15 protein-coding genes are annotated in these 18,857 nt (G+C 75.4%); 12 read left to right on the top strand and 3 right to left on the bottom strand.

Annotated features, from left to right (window positions below):
• Positions 1–11: 11 nt before the first annotated feature.
• From AC6JBM_RS35325 to AC6JBM_RS35275, 11 genes are all read left to right on the top strand, one after another.
• Entirely contained in the window at positions 12–1,265 is a 1,254-nt protein-coding gene (locus tag AC6JBM_RS35325; protein ID WP_497978296.1) for an ABC transporter substrate-binding protein, read from the top strand.
• Positions 1,266–1,351: 86 nt separating this feature from the next.
• Positions 1,352–3,316, top strand: a complete 1,965-nt coding sequence (dxs, locus tag AC6JBM_RS35320) for a 1-deoxy-D-xylulose-5-phosphate synthase (protein WP_497978295.1) — start codon at positions 1,352–1,354, stop codon at positions 3,314–3,316.
• Positions 3,317–4,169: 853 nt separating this feature from the next.
• Entirely contained in the window at positions 4,170–5,561 is a 1,392-nt protein-coding gene (locus AC6JBM_RS35315) for an outer membrane protein assembly factor BamB family protein (protein WP_497978294.1), read from the top strand.
• Entirely contained in the window at positions 5,558–6,859 is a 1,302-nt protein-coding gene (locus AC6JBM_RS35310) for an outer membrane protein assembly factor BamB family protein (protein ID WP_497978293.1), read from the top strand. Before AC6JBM_RS35315 ends, AC6JBM_RS35310 begins: the two co-directional genes overlap by 4 nt.
• Positions 6,856–8,202, top strand: a complete 1,347-nt coding sequence (locus AC6JBM_RS35305) for an outer membrane protein assembly factor BamB family protein (RefSeq protein ID WP_497978292.1) — start codon at positions 6,856–6,858, stop codon at positions 8,200–8,202. The genes AC6JBM_RS35310 and AC6JBM_RS35305 overlap by 4 nt, the downstream gene beginning before the upstream one ends.
• 10 nt (positions 8,203–8,212) lie before the next feature.
• Positions 8,213–8,797 carry a hypothetical protein gene (locus AC6JBM_RS35300; protein WP_497978291.1) on the top strand — a complete coding sequence of 195 codons (585 nt, stop codon included), beginning with the start codon at positions 8,213–8,215 and terminating at the stop codon, positions 8,795–8,797.
• Positions 8,785–10,164 (top strand): outer membrane protein assembly factor BamB family protein, encoded by a 1,380-nt coding sequence (locus AC6JBM_RS35295; protein WP_497978290.1) that lies wholly within the window; start codon positions 8,785–8,787, stop codon positions 10,162–10,164. The genes AC6JBM_RS35300 and AC6JBM_RS35295 overlap by 13 nt, the downstream gene beginning before the upstream one ends.
• A gap of 81 nt (positions 10,165–10,245) precedes the next feature.
• Positions 10,246–10,911 (top strand): response regulator transcription factor, encoded by a 666-nt coding sequence (locus AC6JBM_RS35290; protein WP_497978289.1) that lies wholly within the window; start codon positions 10,246–10,248, stop codon positions 10,909–10,911.
• Entirely contained in the window at positions 10,908–12,110 is a 1,203-nt protein-coding gene (locus tag AC6JBM_RS35285) for a sensor histidine kinase (RefSeq protein WP_497978288.1), read from the top strand. The genes AC6JBM_RS35290 and AC6JBM_RS35285 overlap by 4 nt, the downstream gene beginning before the upstream one ends.
• 81 nt (positions 12,111–12,191) lie before the next feature.
• On the top strand, positions 12,192–13,946 hold the full coding sequence (locus AC6JBM_RS35280; protein WP_497978287.1) for a diguanylate cyclase domain-containing protein: 1,755 nt from the start codon (positions 12,192–12,194) through the stop codon (positions 13,944–13,946).
• 444 nt (positions 13,947–14,390) lie between these two features.
• Positions 14,391–15,365: a LysR family transcriptional regulator gene (locus AC6JBM_RS35275; RefSeq protein ID WP_497978286.1), complete on the top strand. Its 975-nt coding sequence runs from the start codon at positions 14,391–14,393 to the stop codon at positions 15,363–15,365.
• 142 nt (positions 15,366–15,507) lie between these two features.
• On the opposite strand, the gene AC6JBM_RS35270 is transcribed toward AC6JBM_RS35275, so the two are convergent.
• A complete protein-coding gene (locus AC6JBM_RS35270; RefSeq protein ID WP_497978285.1) occupies positions 15,508–16,089 on the bottom strand; it encodes a TetR/AcrR family transcriptional regulator in 582 nt (193 codons plus the stop codon).
• Between the two features lie 64 nt (positions 16,090–16,153).
• Here AC6JBM_RS35270 and AC6JBM_RS35265 point away from each other — a divergent pair, with 64 nt between their 5' ends.
• The gene (locus AC6JBM_RS35265) at positions 16,154–17,170 is read left to right on the top strand and encodes a hypothetical protein (RefSeq protein ID WP_497978284.1); all 1,017 of its coding nucleotides are present in this window, start codon (positions 16,154–16,156) and stop codon (positions 17,168–17,170) included.
• 37 nt (positions 17,171–17,207) lie between these two features.
• Here the strand turns inward: AC6JBM_RS35265 and AC6JBM_RS35260 are convergent, their stop codons facing one another.
• Positions 17,208–18,158, bottom strand: a complete 951-nt coding sequence (locus AC6JBM_RS35260; RefSeq protein ID WP_497978283.1) for an asparaginase — start codon at positions 18,156–18,158, stop codon at positions 17,208–17,210.
• Entirely contained in the window at positions 18,155–18,841 is a 687-nt protein-coding gene (locus tag AC6JBM_RS35255) for a type II toxin-antitoxin system CcdA family antitoxin (protein WP_497978282.1), read from the bottom strand. Before AC6JBM_RS35255 ends, AC6JBM_RS35260 begins: the two co-directional genes overlap by 4 nt.
• Positions 18,842–18,857 lie beyond the last annotated feature (16 nt).

Raw genomic sequence — 18,857 nt, 5'->3', positions numbered from 1 at the left:
ATACTGCTGGCATGGGAGTCAGCCGCAGGGGCCTGCTCGCCGCCGGTCTCGCGGCGCTGGCCCTGCCCGGGTGCGGCGACGGCGAGACCGCGACGGAGGCCCCGGACCGCAAGGTCGAGGTCTTCTCGTGGTGGGCCGGCCCGGGGGAGAAGGAGGGGCTGGAGGCCCTCGTCGCCGACTTCGCCAAGCGCAACGCGGGCATCGCGTTCGACAACGCGGCGGTGGCGGGCGGCGCCGGCACGATCGCCCGCTCGGTGCTGACCACCCGGCTGCAGAACGACGACCCGCCGGACTCCTACCAGATCCACGCCGGGCGGGAGCTCGCCGACGACATCAAGCACGGCTACGTCGAGGACCTGCGCGACCTCTACACCGAGCAGGAGTGGCTGGACAAGCTGCCCGCCGGGCTGGTCCAGGCGATCACGGTCGACGGGGCGATCTACTGCGTCCCGGTCAACATCCACCGGTCCAACCTGCTCTGGTACAACCCGAAGATCCTGGCCGGCCTGGACCTCACGCCGCCGTCGACCTGGGCCGACTTCCTGACCCAGGCCGACGCGATCGCGCGGCGCGGGCTCACGCCCCTGTCGATCGGGCCCGCCTGGACGCAGAAGCACCTGCTGGAGAACGTGCTGCTGGGCCAGCTCGGCGCGCAGACCTACGCGGAGCTGTGGACCGGCGGCACCGACTGGGAGGGCGCCGCGGTGCTGGCCGCGCTGCGGCTGTTCACCGAGGTGCTCGCCCGCACCGACGCGGCCGCGCCGGCCGGGGACTGGCAGCCCGCGCTGGACAAGGTGGTCGACGGCGGCGCGGCGTACAACTGCATGGGTGACTGGGCGGACGCCTATCTGCGCTCCCGGGGCCTGGTGTTCACCGAGGGTTACGGGGTCGTGGCGAGCCCGGGCACGGACCGCGTCTACAACTTCCTGTCCGACTCCTTCACCCTGCCGAAGGGTGCGCCCCACCCCGGCGCGGCCCGCAAGTGGCTCGTCGAGTGCGGGTCGGTGAGCGGGCAGGACGCGTTCAACCCGCAGAAGGGTTCGGTGCCGGCGCGGACGGACACCGACCGGTCGAAGTACACGGGCTACCTGGCGGCCGCGGTCGCCGAATGGGCCGACGCGGGCACCCGGGTGGTCGGCTCGCTCACCCACGGGGTGGTCGCGGACACCGCCTGGAGCACCGCGATCGATACGGCGCTGGCCGCGTTCGTGCAGGACAAGGACGCGGTGAAGTTCGCCCGGGCCGTCGTCGCCGGGCGGAGATGAACCGGGACCGAGCCGGATGTGTGGAACCTGTCAAGATTCGTCCGGCCAAGGTGCGCGACTTGGCGGCCCCATTAGACTCGGCGGGCATGAGCACAGAAGAGAACGAGGCCGCGTCCCTGCTGAGCACGGTCCAGGCCCCGGGTGATCTTCGTAGTCTGACCGCCGAGCAGCTCGACGTGCTCGCCGCGGAGATCCGCGACTTCCTCATCGCGAAGGTCTCGCGCACCGGCGGACATCTGGGCCCGAACCTCGGTGTGGTCGAGCTGACCCTGGCCCTGCACCGCGTCTTCGACTCGCCCAAGGACCGCATCCTCTTCGACACGGGCCACCAGGCGTACGTGCACAAGATCGTCACCGGCCGGCAGGACGGCTTCGACCTGCTGCGCAGCCGCGGCGGGCTCACGGGCTACCCGAGCCAGGCCGAGAGCGAGCACGACATCATCGAGAACTCGCACGCCTCGACCGCGCTGTCGTATGCCGACGGGCTCTCCAAGGCGTTCGCGCTGCGGGGCGAGCCGCGGCACACCGTCGCCGTGGTCGGCGACGGCGCGCTCACCGGCGGCATGTGCTGGGAGGCCCTGAACAACATCGCGGCCGCCAAGAACCCGGTGGTCATCGTCGTCAACGACAACGGCCGCTCCTACTCCCCGACCATCGGCGGGCTCGCCGACCACCTCTCCCACCTGCGGCTCAACCCGGGCTACGAGAAGGTGCTCGACCTCGTCAAGGACTCCCTCGGCCGCACCCCGCTCGTCGGGCCGCCGCTCTACGAGGTGCTGCACGCGGTCAAGAAGGGCATCAAGGACGCCGTCGCGCCGCAGGCCATGTTCGAGGACCTGGGGATCAAGTACGTCGGGCCGGTCGACGGCCACGACCGCGAGGCCGTCGAGTCGGCGCTGCGCAAGGCCAAGAACTTCGGCGGCCCGGTCATCGTGCACGCCGTGACCCGCAAGGGCTTCGGCTACCGCCCGGCGATGGAGGACGAGGCCGACTGCCTGCACGGCCCGGGCGCCTTCGACATCGAGACGGGCAGGCTGCTCGCCCCGGCCTCGCTCAAGTGGACCGGCGTCTTCGCCGACGAGCTCGTCGCGATCGCCGACGAGCGCGCGGACGTGGTCGGCATCACCGCCGCCATGGCCGAGCCGACCGGGATCGCGAAGCTCATGCGGAAGTACCCGGAGCGCGCCTACGACGTCGGCATCGCCGAGCAGCACGCGGCGACCTCCGCGGCCGGCCTGGCCATCGGCGGCCTGCACCCGGTCGTCGCCGTCTACGCGACCTTCCTCAACCGCGCCTTCGACCAGGTCCTGCTCGACGTGGCCATGCACCGCCTGCCGGTCACGTTCGTGCTCGACCGGGCCGGCGTCACCGGCCCCGACGGCCCGTCGCACTACGGCATCTGGGACATGTCGGTCTTCGGCGTGGTGCCGGGCCTGCGCCTGGCCGCGCCGCGCGACGCCCAGACGGTGCGCGAGGAGCTGCGCGAGGCGGTCGGCATCGACGACGGCCCGACGATCCTGCGCTTCCCGACCGGCACGGTCCCGGCCGACCTGCCCGCCGTGCGCCGCGTGGGCGGCGTCGACGGCTTCGGCGGCGTGGACGTGCTCGCCGAGCACGAGCGCAAGGACGTGCTGCTGGTCAGCGTCGGCGCCTTCGCGCACATGGGGGTCGACGTGGCGGCCCGCCTGGCCGAGCAGGGCTACGGCGTGACCGTGGTCGACCCGCGCTGGGTGCGCCCGGTGCCGGTCGAGCTCGTCGCCCTCGCCCGCGAGCACCGGCTCGTCGTGACCCTCGAGGACGGCGTGCGGACGGGCGGCGTGGGCGACGCCATCGCGAAGTCCCTGCGCGACGCCGACGTGTGGGTGCCGCTGAAGGACCTCGGCGTCGAGCAGGGGTGGCACCCGCACGGGTCGCGCAACGAGATCCTGGCCGACCTGGGGCTGACCGCGCAGGACGTGGCGCGGCAGGTCACCGAGTGGGTGAGCCGCATCGAGGAGCCGACGCCGCTGACGTCGGCGCCGCCGGCCCGGGCCCGGGCGCCGCGCCGCTAGGTTGTGGTTCCCTGGTCGCGGGCCGCTCTGGTCCGCGACCAGGGCTCTTTTCTCGCGGCTCTGCCCGGGCTGCCGCCCGTCGGGGTATAAATCCGACATGTCGTGACGCGGGGAGCGTCCGATCTTTGCTCGGGTCCGTCGTGGTGCGGACCGCCGCTCCCGCCAGACACCGCTCGGCGCTGGCGCGCCGTCGCTGCCAGGTCCGCCGAGGGTCACCCTCGATCGATCCATCGTGAGCCGCTCCCGTGCGAGCCTCCGACACCCGGCGCCCGGCACCTGGCACCCGGCGCCCGGCACCTGGCACCTGGCACCCGGCGCTCGGCGCCCGGCGCCCGGCGCCCGGCGTCCGGCACTCGGCGCCCTGCGGTCGGCACCCGGCGGCCCGGCGGCTCGGTGCGTGGCGTCTGCGGGTTCTCGGGGTGGGGGCGGCCATTCGGGCCAGGTTCGCCGAGGGTCACGTTCGAGCCTCAGGCGCCTGGCGGCTCGGCGCGCAGCGTCCGCCGGTTCTCGGGGTAGGGGGCGGCCATCCGCCACGTTCGCCGAGGGCCACCTTCCAGCCTCCGGTGCCCGGCGGCTCGGCGCGCAGCGTCCGCCGGTTCTCGGGGTAGGCGTGACCATCCGCGGGCCTGGCAGCGTCGGCGCGCAGCGCCCAGCGGTGCCTGGCGGGAGCAACGGTCCGCGCCCCCGCGAGCCCGAGTCCGGCTTTGCCCGGGCAGCGGGCCATGCATCCCGTCGTGCCGCCCGTCGGGGTATAAATCCGACATGTCGAGACGCGGAGCGTCCGACATGTCGCGGCGCACGCAACCTGGACGGTGTGCGGAAGACTCTCTTCTGACGGAGAGAGAGGAGGCCCGTGGCCGACGCCATCATCGAGCTCGACGTCAGTGTGCCCTGGGAACCGCCCGAGCGGCCCGGGCCCGCCGTCGCGCGGCGGCGGCGCGGGTGGCGGCGCGCCCTCCTCGGGGTGGTCGTGCTCGGGATCGCCGCGGTGCTGCCCGGCGGGGCGGACCGCCGGCCCGGGCTGGAGCCGCTGTGGACGGCCGAGTTCCAGGTGCTCGGGTTCGACACGGCGGGCGGGCGGATCCTCGTGCACCGGTACCGGACCGCCGGCGCCGACCCGCTCACCGAGGCGCTCGACGCGCGGACCGGGCGGGTGCTCTGGCAGCGGGCGGGCGCGGCCGACGAATCCTACGTCGCGTTCACCGGCCGGAGCGCGATCGCGCAGGTCGAGCGGGCCGACACGAGCGGGGCGTTCCAGGGTTGGGTCGCCGGCTTCGACGCCGCCACCGGGGCGCAGCGCTGGCAGCGGGAGCGGGCGCGCTTCGCCGGGCTGGCCGGGGACCTCGTCGTGGTGCAGGAGCTCGCGTGGCCCGGCGAGGAAGACAAGTTCGACACCTCCTACGGCAACCCCGACGACCCGGCCGTCGCGCTGCCGCGGGTGCCGCACCACGAGCGGTATCTGGGGCTCGACGAGCGCACGGGCACGCCGCGGTGGACGGCCGAGCTGGCGCCGGGGACCGAGAGCTGGCTCGACTACGCGCCGTACCCCCGGCTGCGGGGGCTGCGCGAGCTCGACCGCGACGGGGCGCTGCGGGTGCGGGACCCGGCCGGCGGGGCGGTCACCGGGCGCTTCCGGCTCGACTTCGCCGGCGTCGTCTCGCGCCATCAGGCCGGGCTGCCCGGGCAGGAGCTGGTGCTGCCGGCCGGGCGCGGCGGGACCCAGGTGTTCGACCTCGCCTCGGGGCGGCGGCTGTGGACGTGGGCGGGGGAGTCGCCCGCCTGGAACGGGCCGGTCCCCTGCCTGCGCGTGCACTACTGCGTCTTCGGCGACGGCGGGACCGACGTGCTCGACGCGGCCACCGGGGCCGTGCTGTGGCGGGCCCCCGGCTACTCGGCGCTGCTGGGCGACACCGGCGACCGGCTGGTGATGTTCCGCCCGGCGGCCGCGCTGGACCAGCCCGACGACGTCGCGGCGTTCCCGGCCGGGCGGGGCGGCGGCGTCGCCTGGGAGCGGCGGGGCTGGTTCCTGGCCAACGGGCCCTTCGAGGCGCCCAGCACCGCGTCCTTCGTCTGGCGCCCGGCCGGCACCACCGACGCGATCGTCGGGCGGCTCGACCCCGGGGACGGGTCGGTGCACATCATCGGCCGCGCCCCCGACTTCTACGGCTCGCCGCAGTGCTCCGCCACCGCCGACCGGGTCGTCTGCCTCGCGATCGGGGTGCTGTACGTGTGGAGGCTGCGGTGAGCCTGATCGATCTCGGCGACGCCGGGGCATGGTCGCCGCCGGACGAGCCGGTGCGCCGGGGCCGGGGGCGCCTGGCCGTGGCGGTGGTGGCCGTGCTCGCCGCCGCGCTCCTCGTCGCCGACGGGCCCCGCGACGGGCGGCCGCTGTTCACGCTCGAGGACCGGGTGCTCGACGCGCAGCTCGCCGGGGGGCTGCTGTTCGTCTCGCGGTACGAGGACGGCGGGCCCGGCCACTTCGAGGCGCGCACGGTCGGCGGGCGGATGCTGTGGAGCCGGCCGCGGTCCGGGGAGAACGAGGGCCTGGCCTTCGCCGCGGGCGAGGTGCTGATGCTGACCTCGGCGTACGGCCGGCAGTCGGCCCAGGAGGCCACCGCCACGGCGCTCGACCGGCGCACCGGCGCGCAGCTGTGGCACCGGTCCGCGTCCGTGGTCATCGGGTCCGCCGGCCCGGTCGTGCTGCTGGAGGAAGTCACCGGGGTGGCGCAGCCGTACACGCGCGTCGGCAACGACACGCCGACGCGGCTGCTGGGCGTCGACCCGCGCACCGGCGCGACCGCGTGGAAGCAGACGCTGCCGGCCGGCTCGCTGGTCTCCTACGACGGCTCGGCCACGAACCCGGACACGATCGGCTCGATCGACGAGCTCACCGGCGGCGGCACCCTGCAGCGCCGCGACCCGGTCTCGGGCGCGGTGATAACCCGCACGCCGCTGGCGGGGCTCGGCGGCAACGCCTCCGACTTCACCGTCTCCGGCGACCGGGTCGTGGTGGGCCGGATCGGCCTGCGGGGGGCGGACGTCTACGACCTCGCCTCGGGCCGGCTGCTGTGGCGCCTCGACCAGCCGGACGGGGGGCCGTTTCCCTGCGGGCCGGAGCGCTGGTGCGCCGTGGGCGGCGACGGCATCCACGGCCTGGACGCGGCGAGCGGGCGCCGCGTGTGGGACGTCGGGCAGTACAACGACATCTTCAACCTCTCCGGGGACCTGATCGTGGCCGGCGGCCTGGGCAACTCGACCTCGCTCACGCACGAGCCCGTGGTGCTGGCGATCGACGCCCGCACCGGCGCCGTCACGCACCGGCTGACCGGCTGGGTCGCCACGTACATCCCCGCCGGCCCCCTTAGCGTGGTCACGCACACCGACGCCGGGCAGTGGCAGGCCCTCGTCGGCCTCTACGATCCGCGGACCGGCCACGTGCGGGTGATCGGCCGCGGCCGCCTCGGCCCGGTGCCGCGCTGCCGGACCGGCGAGGGTGTGGTCGTCTGCCTGAGCGGTGGGCTGAGCGTCTGGAGGCTGCCGTGAGCGTGATCGATCTCGGGGACGCGGCACCCTGGTCGCCGCCGGAGACCCCGCGGCCCCGGCGGCCGCGGCTGTCCGGGTCCACGCGCTGGGCGGCGGCGCTCGCCGTCGCCGTGCTCGCCGCCCTGGTGCCGTCCACCGTCTCGGCCGTCTCCGCGCCCGTGCTGCACATCGGCACCGGGGCGCAGCGGGCCGACCTCGGGGGCGGGCGGATCTACGTCACGCAGTACTCCGGCGAGGGGCCGCACCGGCTGGAGGTGTACGACGCGACCGGCGCCCGGCTGTGGGGCGTCGACCTCGGCGAGGCGCAGCAGCTCGCCTTCGCCGACGCGGACGTCGCCCTGCTGCACGTGTGGCTCGGCGACGGGCGGGCGCTGGAGAACGTGCGCGCGCTCGACCCGCGCACCGGCCGGCAGCTCTGGCAGCGCGGCGGCGTCTCGCTGATCGGGCGCTTCGGCGGCCGGCTCCTGCTCGAGGACACCACGCAGCCGCAGGTGACGGAGGATCCGGCGCAGCACCCGCCGATCGCGGTGCTGGCCGCCGACGAGCGCACGGGCGCGACGCTCTGGAGCAGCACCGTGCCCGCCGGGCGCGAGCCTTCCGTCGGCCGCCCGATCGGCGGGGGATGGGAGCTGACCTCGCTCAACGTCCTCGGCCCGGACGGCGTCCTGACCGGCTACGACCTGGCCACCGGCGCCCCCGCGCGCACCGAGCGCCTGCAGCGGCCCGGCGCCCCCGCGCTCTTCGAGCTCGGCGAGGACCGCGGGGCCCCGGGCGCCCGGGCCGGGCAGGTCGTGGTCACGGCCGCCGGGGGCGACGACGTCTACGACCGGGCGAGCGGGCGGCCGCTGTGGCACCTGCCCCCGGCCGAGCTCGGCGGGCTCATCGGCTGCGCGCCCGGGCGGTGGTGCCGCGGCGACGGCGGCGGGTTCGCGGCGTTCGACGCGGGCACCGGCCGGCCGGCGTGGCGGGTCGAGGGCTACGACACCATCGTCGGCGCGAGCGTGCAGCCGCCGACGCTCGTGCTGACCGCGGGCGGCCGGCAGGGCGATCCCATGGCCCGGGGCGTGCTCGTCGACGCGCACACCGGCGCCGTCCGGGCCCGCCTCGACGACTGGCGGCCCGTCGGGGTGCAGGGCGGCCGCGTCGTCGTCTGGCGCCGCGACGACGGACAGCTCGACACCCGGCTCGGGCTGCTCGACCCGGCCGGCGGCGGGATCACGGTCATCGGGACCGGCGTGTCCTGGGCCGGCGTGCCGGCGTGCGCCGCCGACGAGCGGCTCGTGGCCTGCGGCGTCGGCGGAGAAGTGACTGTCTGGCCGCTGCCGGCGGCGGCCCGGCGTTAGCACAATGGACGTGTGCCGCCGAGCACTGCCGACCGCCGACCGCGCCGCCGTGATCGATCTCGGCGACGCCGGCACCGCCTGGGCCGCCGACGCGGGCCCGGCCGGGCTGCCCCGCGGCTGGGGGCTGGTGCTGTCGCTCGACCGGTTCACCGTCCGGCCCTGCGGACCGGCGCTCTGCGTCGCCGGGCAGCGCACGTTCGTCCTCGACCCGGCGAGCGGGACGATGCTGTGGACCCCCTACGTGCGCGCCGATCTCGTCGCGGCGCCCGGTGGCCGGCTGGCCGTGGCCGGGACGCGCACGGCGACACTGCTCGACCCCGCGACCGGCGCGCCCACGCCCGAGCTGCCCGGATGGGAGCCGCTCGGCGCGGACGCGGACCGCCAGCTGCTCGGCGCCGCCTCCGGCGATGACGCGACGCTGCTCGGGTTGCGGGCGGGGCCGGGGTGGCGCCGATCGGTACCGTCGACGGCCGCCTCGACGCGTGTGAGCTGGACGGCCCGCGCCTCGCCTGCCAGACCGGAGCCGGCGAGGTCGTGCTCCTTCGAATGGCGGCCAAGAGCTGATGCGGGGACGCTGGTAACGTGGGCGAACTGATCGATCTGGGTGAATCGCACGGGGTTGTCGACGGCGAGGCGATGCTGGAGTGGCCGCCGCCGCGCGGGGCCGGGCGCCGGCAGTGGCCGATCGTGCTGATGCTGACGCTCGTGGTGCTCTTCGCCACGGGCTCGCGGCCCGGGACCGCCGTCGAGGAGGCCGGCACCCTCGCCGAGCACGCCTCCAGCCTGGTCGCCGACCGCACCGCCGTCTACGCCGTCCGCGACGAGCCCGGGCTCACCGCCTACGACTGGAGCACCGGCAAGGTCAGGTGGACCCGCTCGCTGGCCGGGCCCGAGGGCGGGCAGGCCTACCTGGCCGCCGACCGCGCGTACGTGCGCCACCGCCCCTGCACCGCGACGACCGGCTGGAGCCTGGAGCGGATCGACCCCGCCACCGGCCGGGCGCAGTGGTCGCGGAGCGGCGCCCCGATCGCCGTCGTCGCCGGCCCGACCGGCGGCGCGCCCGGGCTGCTCACCATCGGCGACCAGGCCGCCGTCTGCCCGCCGGTCGTGCAACCGCGCGGCGCCGCCGCGAACCCGGTCCGCCTGGCCGGCCTCGACGCCGAGTCCGGCGCCGTCCGGTGGGCGTTCGACGTGCCCGGCGGGGCCCGGGTCGTCGCGCCCGACGTGCCCGGCAGCGCCTGGTTCGCGGTCTGGTACTCCGGCGGCCGCACCGAGATCCGCAGCGCCGTCACCGGGGGCGTGACCGTCGCCGCCGACGTCCCCGAGCTCGCCGACACCCCGCCGACCAGCGTCCGGGTCGTCGGCGGCCTCCTCGTGATCGTCGCGGTGCGCGCGGACGGGGCGCTCATCACGGCGTACGGCAGCGACACCCTGCGCTACCGGTGGCACATGCTGTTCTCCTCGTCGGGGCAGGCGCCGATCGCCGAGATCGCCTACGGCCCCGTGGTCGTGATGTGCGGCCCGATGGTCTGCGTGCCCAACTGGCGCGACCTCGCCGTGCTCGACCCGGCCACCGGCGCCGAGGCCTGGCGGCGCCCGGTGCAGCTCGACGCGGCCGGCCCCGGCGTGCTCGTCGCCCGCGACCGCGACGACTTCACGCGGGTGCGCGTCGTGGACTGGTTCACCGGCGCCGACCGCGCCGACCTCGCGGGCTGGGCCGTGGTGCCGACGGCCAGCGATGGCACGGACGACGACGACATCGGCTTCGCCCCGGCCGCCTCGGCGCTCGTGCAGCGTCCGGAAGGCGACGGTTCCCGGCTGGCCCGCATCGACCTGCGCACCGGCGCCATCAGCCCGCTCGGCAACGTCAGCCCGATCCCGTCGCGCTGCTCGGTGCGCCACCACCGGCTCGCCTGCCTCGCCGGCGGGGACTCGGTGCGGCTGTGGCGGTTGCCCGGGTAGCTACATTGGCACCCAGGGCTTTCACGGGAACTTCACGTCTCGTGAACCACACTGGCCCGGATTCGGCTGGGGGTGAAGGGCGTGCGCGTGCTGGTGATCGAGGACGAGACGAATCTCGCCGACGCGATCGTCCGGGGACTTCGGCGGCAGGGCATGGCCGTCGACGTCGCCTACGACGGGACCGCCGGGCACGAGATGGCGATGGTCACCCGCTACGACGTCGTGGTGCTCGACCGCGACCTGCCCGGCGTGCACGGCGACGACATCTGCGCCGACCTGGTCGCCTCGGGCGCGCTGACCCGGGTGCTGATGCTCACCGCCAGCGGCAGCGTCGCCGACCGGGTCGAGGGCCTGCAGATCGGCGCCGACGACTACCTGCCCAAGCCGTTCGCCTTCGACGAGCTCGTCGCCCGGGTGCAGGCCCTGGGCCGGCGCGCCACCCCGGCCGCGCCGCCCGTGCTCACCATCGCCGACCTCGTGCTCGACCAGGCCAAGCGGGTCGCGACCCGGGCCGGGCAGCCGCTGGACCTCACCCGCAAGGAGTTCGGGCTGCTCGAGGAGCTGCTCAAGGCCCGCGGCGCGGTGGTCTCCAGCGAGGAGCTGCTCGAGCGGGTCTGGGACGCCAACGCCGACCCGTTCACCACGACCGTGCGGGTCACGATGATGACGCTGCGCAAGAAGCTCGGCGAGCCGGCGCTCATCGAGACCGTGGTCGGCGCCGGGTACCGGACGCGGCCGCCCCAATGACCATCTACGACGCCCGCCGCACCGCCTTCTTCCGCCCGACCCTGCGCCTGCGGCTCACGCTGCTCAACGGCATCCTGCTCGTCGGGGCCGGGCTGGTGCTGGTCGTGCTGGCCTACATCCTGGTCGACGGCGCGCTCAAGCCCGCCGACCAGCTCCAGCCCGGGACCAGGGTGGTGCTGGCCGACGGCAGCGAGGTCGACGCGCACACCTGGCAGACCGACCTCGTCGACTCCGCCGAGTGGGAGCTGCTCACCCGGGGCAGCCTCGCGCTGCTGCTCATCGGGGCGGTCGGGGTCGCGGGCGCCTACGTCGTGGCCGGGCGCTCGCTGCGGCCGCTGCAGCGGGTCACCACCACGGCCCAGCGCCTCTCCGGCGAGTCCCTCGACGCGCGGATCAACTACGACGGGGCCGACGACGAGGTGGCCGAGCTCGCGAAGACGTTCGACGCGATGCTCGACCGCATCACGGCCGCGTTCGAGACCCAGAAACGCTTCGTGGCCAACGCCTCCCACGAGCTGCGCACCCCGCTGGCCGTGATGCGCACCGAGGTCGACGTGACGCTCGACGATCCGGAGGCGGACGTCGCGGAGTACCGCCGCATGGCCACGGTCGTGCGCGACGCCTCGATGCGGGCCAACGCGCTGGTCGAGTCGCTGCTGCTGCTCGCCCGCACCGAGGCCCAGGCCGGGCGGCGGCTCGGCCGGAAGGTGAGCACCGACCTGGCCACCGGGGTCACCGTCGCCCTGTCGGCGATGGGCAAGGAGGTCAAGCGGCTCAACCTCGACGTCAGCACCGACCTGACCCCGGCCAACGTGGTCGGGGACCCGGGGCTGCTGGAGCGGCTGGCGGGCAACCTCATCGAGAACGCGGTGCGGTACAACCATCTGGCCGGGCGGATCTGGGTGCGCACCGGCACCGACGAGACGCTCGCCTGGCTCGTGGTCGGCAACACCGGCTTCGAGGTCGAGCCGGCCGACCTGCCCGCGCTGTTCGAGCCGTTCCGCCGCGGCGGTCGGGAGCGCACCGGCGCGCGCGGCACCGGGCTCGGGCTGTCGATCGTCCGGGCCGTGTGCGAGGCGCACGGCGGCGGGGTCTCCGCGGTCGCCCTCGACGGCGGCGGGCTGGAGGTCACCGTCTCGCTGCCGGCCGCCGCGGTCACGCCGGTGCTGAGCGGCACCGCGCCCGTCCCCGTCGTGTGACGGCGGGCACTTCCGCTCAGAACCTCCGCGCGCCGGACCGATCTGTCCTGCGTTTCCCCGGATGCGTTGGAGGCGGGTCGGATGCGGCTGCGCAGCTGGCTGGTCGTCGGTGTCAGCGTCGCGCTGCTGCTGGCCATCGGCGCCGTCGGCGTCTCGGTGAACCGTTCCGCGCTGCGGGCGGCCGAGACCGTGCACCGCGCCGACTCCCTCGCCCTGGCCACCAACAACGGCGGCCTCGCCGCGCAGGTGCTGCTCGTCTCGGCCAAGGAGCTCAACGACTTCGCCACCGGCCACCCGCTGTCGATGACGCCCGGCGACCCCGGCGACGCGGCGGCGCTGCAGGAGTACGCGAAGAAGTCGCCGTCGTTCGGCTACGGGCTCATGCTCACCGACCTGACCGGCAACCCGCTGAGCGCCAGCGGCCCCGGCACCATGTTCCCCGACCCGCTGTCGGCCGCGTTCAAGCCGCTCATCTCCTCGCTCGCGCTCGGCCGGCCCGGGTTCTCCTCGATCATGACGGTGCGCGGCACCCTCGTGCAGGCGGTGGCCGTGCCCATCGTCGTGGGCAGCCAGCCGGCGGCGATCCTGTACGGGTTCATCCCCCTGACGAAGAGTCAGCTGCAGGAGTACCTCGTCAAGCTCAAGGACGACTCGCACGTCTCGCTGCTCGTGGACGCCGCGGGGGTGATCGGCGCGTCCAGCGACCCGGCCCGGCTCGGCAGCCGCGTGGACCCGGCGATCGCCGCGAGGGTGACCTCCACCGACTCGGTGTTCGTCACGTACTCCGAGCGCGGCCACTCGATGATCGCCACGGTCCACGGCGGGCTGCCGGGCGGCTGGGCATACGTTCGCACGCAGTCCACGGCCACCTTCGACGGGCCGGTGCGCAACCGCAGCCTGACCATCAACCTGGCGCTGCTCACCATGCTGCTCGTCGGGGTCGCGGGGCTGGCCATCCTCGGGTACCGCTCGCAGCTCGTCCGCCGCCGCGCCGAGGAGCGCTTCTCGGCCCTGGTCGAGCACGCCCCCGACGTCGTGGTGGTGCTCGACGACGAGGGGCGGGTGGAGTACGCCAGCCCGAGCGGCCGGCGCATCCTCGGCGTCACGCGCGTGGGCACCCCGGTCTTCGAGATCGTCCACCCCGACGAGCGCCCGCACCTGCGCGAGCGGTTCGCGGCCCTGACCGGGGAGAAGGGCGCCCTGGAGCGCATGCAGGTGCGGGTGCGCCAGGCCGGCGGCGACTACCGCTGGTTCGACCTCACCGCCTCCAACCAGCTGCACAACCCGGCCCTCGACGGCGTGGTGATCAACGCCCGGGACATCACCGACTCGCGCGAGATGCAGGACCGCCTCGCCCACGACGCCCACCACGACCCGCTGACCGGCCTGCCCAACCGCCGCCGGCTCCAGCAGCGCCTCGCCGACTCGCTGGAGGCCGAGCCGGTCGCGGTGCTCTTCGTCGACCTGGACGGCTTCAAGCCGGTCAACGACGAGCTCGGCCACGAGGCCGGGGACGAGCTGCTGCGGCAGGTCGGGGCGCGGCTGAGCGGCTGCCTGCGGCCGGTCGACGTGCTGGCCCGGGTCGGCGGGGACGAGTTCGTGCTGCTCCTGCCGGGGATCGGCACCGAGGACGAGACGCGCTCGGTCATCGCCCGGCTGCGGGCCTGCGCGGACGCGCCGTTCGTGATCCAGGGCGAGGAGGTCCGGATCGGGGCGAGCATCGGGGTGCACCTGGCGGCGCCGGGGGAGCATCCGGACGCGGTGCTGCGCACGGCCGACCAGGCGATGTACGCCGTCAAGAACGGCCGTGACCGGCCGGGACGGCATCGGGCCTGACGGCGGCGACCGGGAGCAACGTCTTCGCGACGGGCGGGGCGGGGGAGCGGACGGTCAGCGCGGTGCGCACGGCACCCCGCTGCACGAGCTCGATCCTCAGCGCCGTGACGCGTGTGGGTGTCACCTGGTCCCCCTCGGTTGCGTACCCGCCGCCGCTCACCTGTCTACCGCCCCCGTCGCGCGTGCGCACCGTAGTTGCCGAAGGCGTGCGCACCCGAGTGGTTCGATCACTCGGCGTAGAGTGATCCGTCCTCTACGGACCGTGTAACACGCTCGGAAGCGGCGCCGCGTTACGGTCTATCTCACACAGCGTCACGAAGTCCCTGATACGTCAGGTAACCGACGGTCACGAACGCAAGGGGGTATGGGCGGTTTTTGCCCCTGTGGCGAAAATCCGATACACGGCTTCCGCCGGTGCCCGCGCGCCTTCTAGGTTCTCCGGACATGGCCGTCAGCGACGACGTGGCACCCGACGAGTGGGAGTGTCGCGTCTTCCTCGCCGTCGCCGAGCACCGCCAGCACACGAAGGCCGCGGAGGCGCTGTCGCCGACGCGGCCGTCGCACCTGCGGGACCGGCCCTACGCGCGGCAACTGGTGGGCAAGACCATCGCCCGGATCGAGCGCTGGTGCGGGGAGCCGCTCTTCGAGGGCAACCGCGGGCAGCTGCGCCTGACCGAGCGCGGGCGGGACTTCGAGCGGGCGGCCCGCAGCGTCGTCGGCGAATACGAGCTGATGCGCCGGCCCGGCCCGGGCGACGGGCTGCCGCGGCTGGCGTGCCTGCCCCACCACGCGGCGTTCGTCGCGCCCGCGCAGGCGCGGCTGGTCGAGCGGTTCGGGCGGCCGCGGGTCGCGGTCGAATACCTCGAGCCGCATCGGCACGCGGCCCCGGAGCTGCACCGGCACGCGCTGCTCATCGGACCGCCCCCGGCGGCGGGCGGGCGCTCGGTGCGCCTCTACACGGCGCGCCTGGAGGCCATGGTCCCCGCGGCGCACTTCCCGGGCGTGCGGCTGGCGCTGCCGGAGCTGCTGCGGCGGTACCGTCCGATTCCGCACCTCACCGGCGTCCCCGAGGACCGTCGTGCGGCGTGGGGCCTGGACCGGCACCCCGGCGCGGGCACCGGGAGGCCGACGGCGGACACCGCGGCCGCGGTGCTGCGCCTGCGCCACGAGACCGCGGCGCGCTGGGACGGCCGGGTGCTCGTGGTGCCGTCGGACGTGGCGCTGCCGTTCAAGGCGGGGATGGAGTTCGGCGGGCGGTACGCGGACCGCTTCAAGTGGGTGCCGGTCGTCGCCGACGCGCCGCTGACCTACGAGGTGCACCTGACCGTGCGCTCCGGCGGGCCGGACGAGGCGGTGGAGGCGGCGGTCGCCGCGGTGCAGGCGGCCGCGCGCTCCCTGCCCCACCTCGGCGGCGGCTGAACGGCTTCCCGGCCCGGCCACGCCCTGCCGCGGGGTTGCCGCCCGGCCGTGCGCGGGTGGCGTGCGCCGTTGTCGGTCGCGGCCGCCGCGCGGGTGGCGTGCGCGGCTCGGGCGCGGCCGCGCGGGTGGCCGTGCGCCAGGGTCAGGCGCGGCCGCGGACGAGCGGCAGGAAGACCTCGTCGACGATCTCCACCAGCACCTCGTCCGGGACGGTCGGGATGCCGCGCATCGCGTACTCGGCGCGCAGCAGCATCATCGGGGTCGTCGCCACGCGCGGGTGCGCGGCCGCGGGTGGCGCCTCGTCGCGCGCCACGGCGCGTTCGAGCATGGACAGCCAGGCGCGGTCCATGGTGGCCGCGCCCGAGCGCTCGCGCATGAGCTCGAGCAGCGCCGGGTCCTCGGCCGCGGCGGCCAGGAGTCCGCGCAGGATCGCGCCGTGCGGGGACGACCAGGTCTCGTTGGCCCGGCGCAGCATCTCCAGGGCGTCGCCCCGCAGCGTGCCCGTGTCCGGGTTCGGCATCACGGCGTCGGAGAGGTGGCGGTACGCCGCGATGCCCAGGGCCGCCCGGTGCGGCCACCGGCGATAGATCGCGTTCTTGTTGGTCCCGGCCCGGGCGGCGACCCGGTCCATGGTCATGCCCGCGTAGCCGGATTCGCGCAGCTCGTCCGCGGCCGCGCGCAGGATCGCCTGCTCCAGCTCGGCGCCCCGGCGTCTCGTGGTCATGGCTTGCAGGGTACTCGACGTACCCTATAAGGTACTGGCCGTACCGTATTCGAAGGGTGGGGCGATGCGCGTCTTCGGCATGAACTACGACACCGGTTTCGTCAGCGGCGGGTCCACGACCCACGAGCCGTGGGACCCCGAGACCGTGCGGCGCGACCTGCGCGTCATCCGCGACGAGCTGCACTGCGACGCCGTGCGGATCACGGGCGGCGTCCAGGACCGGCTCGAACTGGCCGCGCGGCTGGCGGCCGAGGCCGGGCTCGAGGTGTGGTACTGCCCGTTCACCAACGGCCTCGACCGCGACGCGCTCATGGCGTTCGTGCTCGACGGCGCCGAGCGGGCCGAGCGGCTGCGGCGCGGCGGAACGCGGGTCGTCTTCCTCACCGGCTCCGAGATCGCCATGTTCACCGACGGCTTCCTGCCCGGCCGCGACCTGGCCGAGCGCATGGCGCTGTTCGCCGACCCGATGCGCATGCGCGAGGCGGTCCCGGCCGCGCGGGCCGCCGTGCACGACTTCCTCGCCGAGGCCGTGCCCGCCGTGCGGGAGCGCTTCGGCGGCCCGGTCGGCTACGCCTCGATCCCGCTGGAGGCCGTGGACTGGGCGCCGTTCGACATCATCGCCAGCGACGCCGGCTACCGCGACGCGACCAACGCCGCGGCGTTCCCGCAGAGCCTGGCGGCCGCGGTGGGGCAGGGCAAGCCCTACGCCGCGACCGAGTTCGGCTGCTGCACGTTCCGCGGCGCGGGGGACGTCGCGGGGGCGGCGGAGCCGGTGACGTACGACGCGCACGGCGCGGCCGCGACGATCACCCCCGGGCTGGAGCGCGACGAGGAGGGCCAGGCCCGCTACATCCTGGACCTGCTGCGCGACTACGAGGCCGGCGGCGTGGAGGCGGCGTTCGTCTACACCTTCGCGAACCGGCACCTGCCCACCACCGGGGATCCGGAGCGCGACTTCGACCTGGCCGCGCGCGGGATCGTGCGGGTGCTGCCGGACGGTTCGTGGACGCCGAAGGCCGCGTTCCACGCCCTCGCCGGGTACGGCCGCGCCCGCGCTCAGCGTGGCCTTGAGGCGAAGTGACCGCGCCCGAAGGCCGCTGCCTCTGCCCGGGGCGGGTTCAGAGCCGGGCGAAGTAGTCGCGCGCGGCCGCGACGCCGCCCTCGGCGCCCAGTGCGACCATGAGCGCGGCCCAGGCCTTTCCGGCGGTCAGCTCCGGGGCGAGGATGGCGCCGACGGCGGCCGCCAGCCCGTCGGGGCTCCGGGGCGCCCCGCCCGCGCGGGCGCGGGAGGTCACGACGACCGGGATGTCCCAGGACACCAGGTCGGCGACGGCGCCCAGCAGGGGGACGGGGACGTTGAGCGCGCCGGTGCCCTCCAGCACGACGCCCCTCGCCCCGGCGTCGGTAACGGCGGTGAGCGGCGCCGGGCCGATCCCCGGGTACACCTTGATCAACGCCACGTTCGTCTCCGGCTCGCCCGGCGGCGACGGCGGGCGCGGGGGCGGCGCGGCCGTCAGGGTGACGCGGCCGCCGCGCACGCGGCCGAGCGGCTCGTGCGGGGCGGAGGTGAACGCGCCCGGGCGCGACGTGGCGGCCTGGCGCACCCGCGCCGCCGCGTGCAGCTCCCCGTCGAGGCAGGCGACCGCGCCGAGGCCGGCCGCGGCCGGGTCCGACGCGGCGACCAGGGCGGCCGTCAGGTTGGCGGGGCCGTCGCTGTCCGGGGCGTCGAGCGGGAGCAGGGCGCCGGTGAAGACGATGGCACCCCGGGCCGCGCCCGCGACGAGGTCGGTCAGGTAGGCCGCCTCCTCCAGCGTGTCGGTGCCGTGGGTCACGACGACGCCGTGGAAGCCCTCCTCGCCGAGGGCCGCGCGGACGCGGCGCGCGGTCGCGGCCATCGTCTCGGGGGAGGCGTCCCACCCGGGCTCGGCCAGGACGTCCTCGACCGTGACGTCGACGTCGACGTCGGCCGGCCTCGTGGCGGCGGCGAGGAGGCCGGCGCCGGTGGCGACGGAGCCGGTGCGGTACGCGATGGTGTCCTTGGATGCCAGCAGGAGCACTCTGCGGGTCATGGGAGGCGGTTCTCCAGCCGCTCGATGCGCTCCAGCAGCGGGGCCAGCGCGGACTCCAGCGAGGGGGACTGGGCCTGCAGGTGGACGTAGCCGGCCAGCGCCGCGGTCACGGCGCGGCGGGTCAGGCGCAGCTCGGCGCCCAGGGCGCGCAGGGCCTGACCGGCCGCGCCGTCCGGCTCGGCGACCAGGCCCAGGAGCAGGTGCTCGCAGCCGACGTAGTTGTGGCCCAGCGCGGTCGCCTCGGTGACCGCGAGCTCCAGCGCGGCCGCGGCCGGGGCGCTGAACCGGCGGCCGTCCGCGGGCTCGGCCGGCTCGGGCGTCGCGCTGATCGCCGCGGCGATGGCCGACGGCTCGATGTCGATGGCGCGCAGGACGTGCAGGGCCAGGTTGCCGCCCTCGGCGACGATGCCGGTCAGCAGGTGGGCCGTGCCGACGGCCGGGGCCCGCTCGGCCGCCGCGCGCTCGGCGGCCAGGCGCAGCACGGTGCGCACGCGGGCGGTGAAGTGGGGCAGGCGGGCGGCCAGGGCCGCGTCGTCGAGGTCGCCGAGGACCGTCTCGCGGATCGCGGTCACTCGCCGGACGGCCTGCTCGAGCGCGCGCTGACAGATGGCCGAGACGGGGATCCCGGCGGCCTTGACGGCGTCGGCGAGATCGTCGGGGAGGTAGACGTTGATTTTCGGCACACCTCAGATATACCCC

The organism is Dactylosporangium thailandense, from assembly GCF_059739745.1.
The sequence above is the reverse complement of the archived record's forward strand: the minus strand, read 5'-3'. Positions and strand labels throughout refer to the sequence as shown.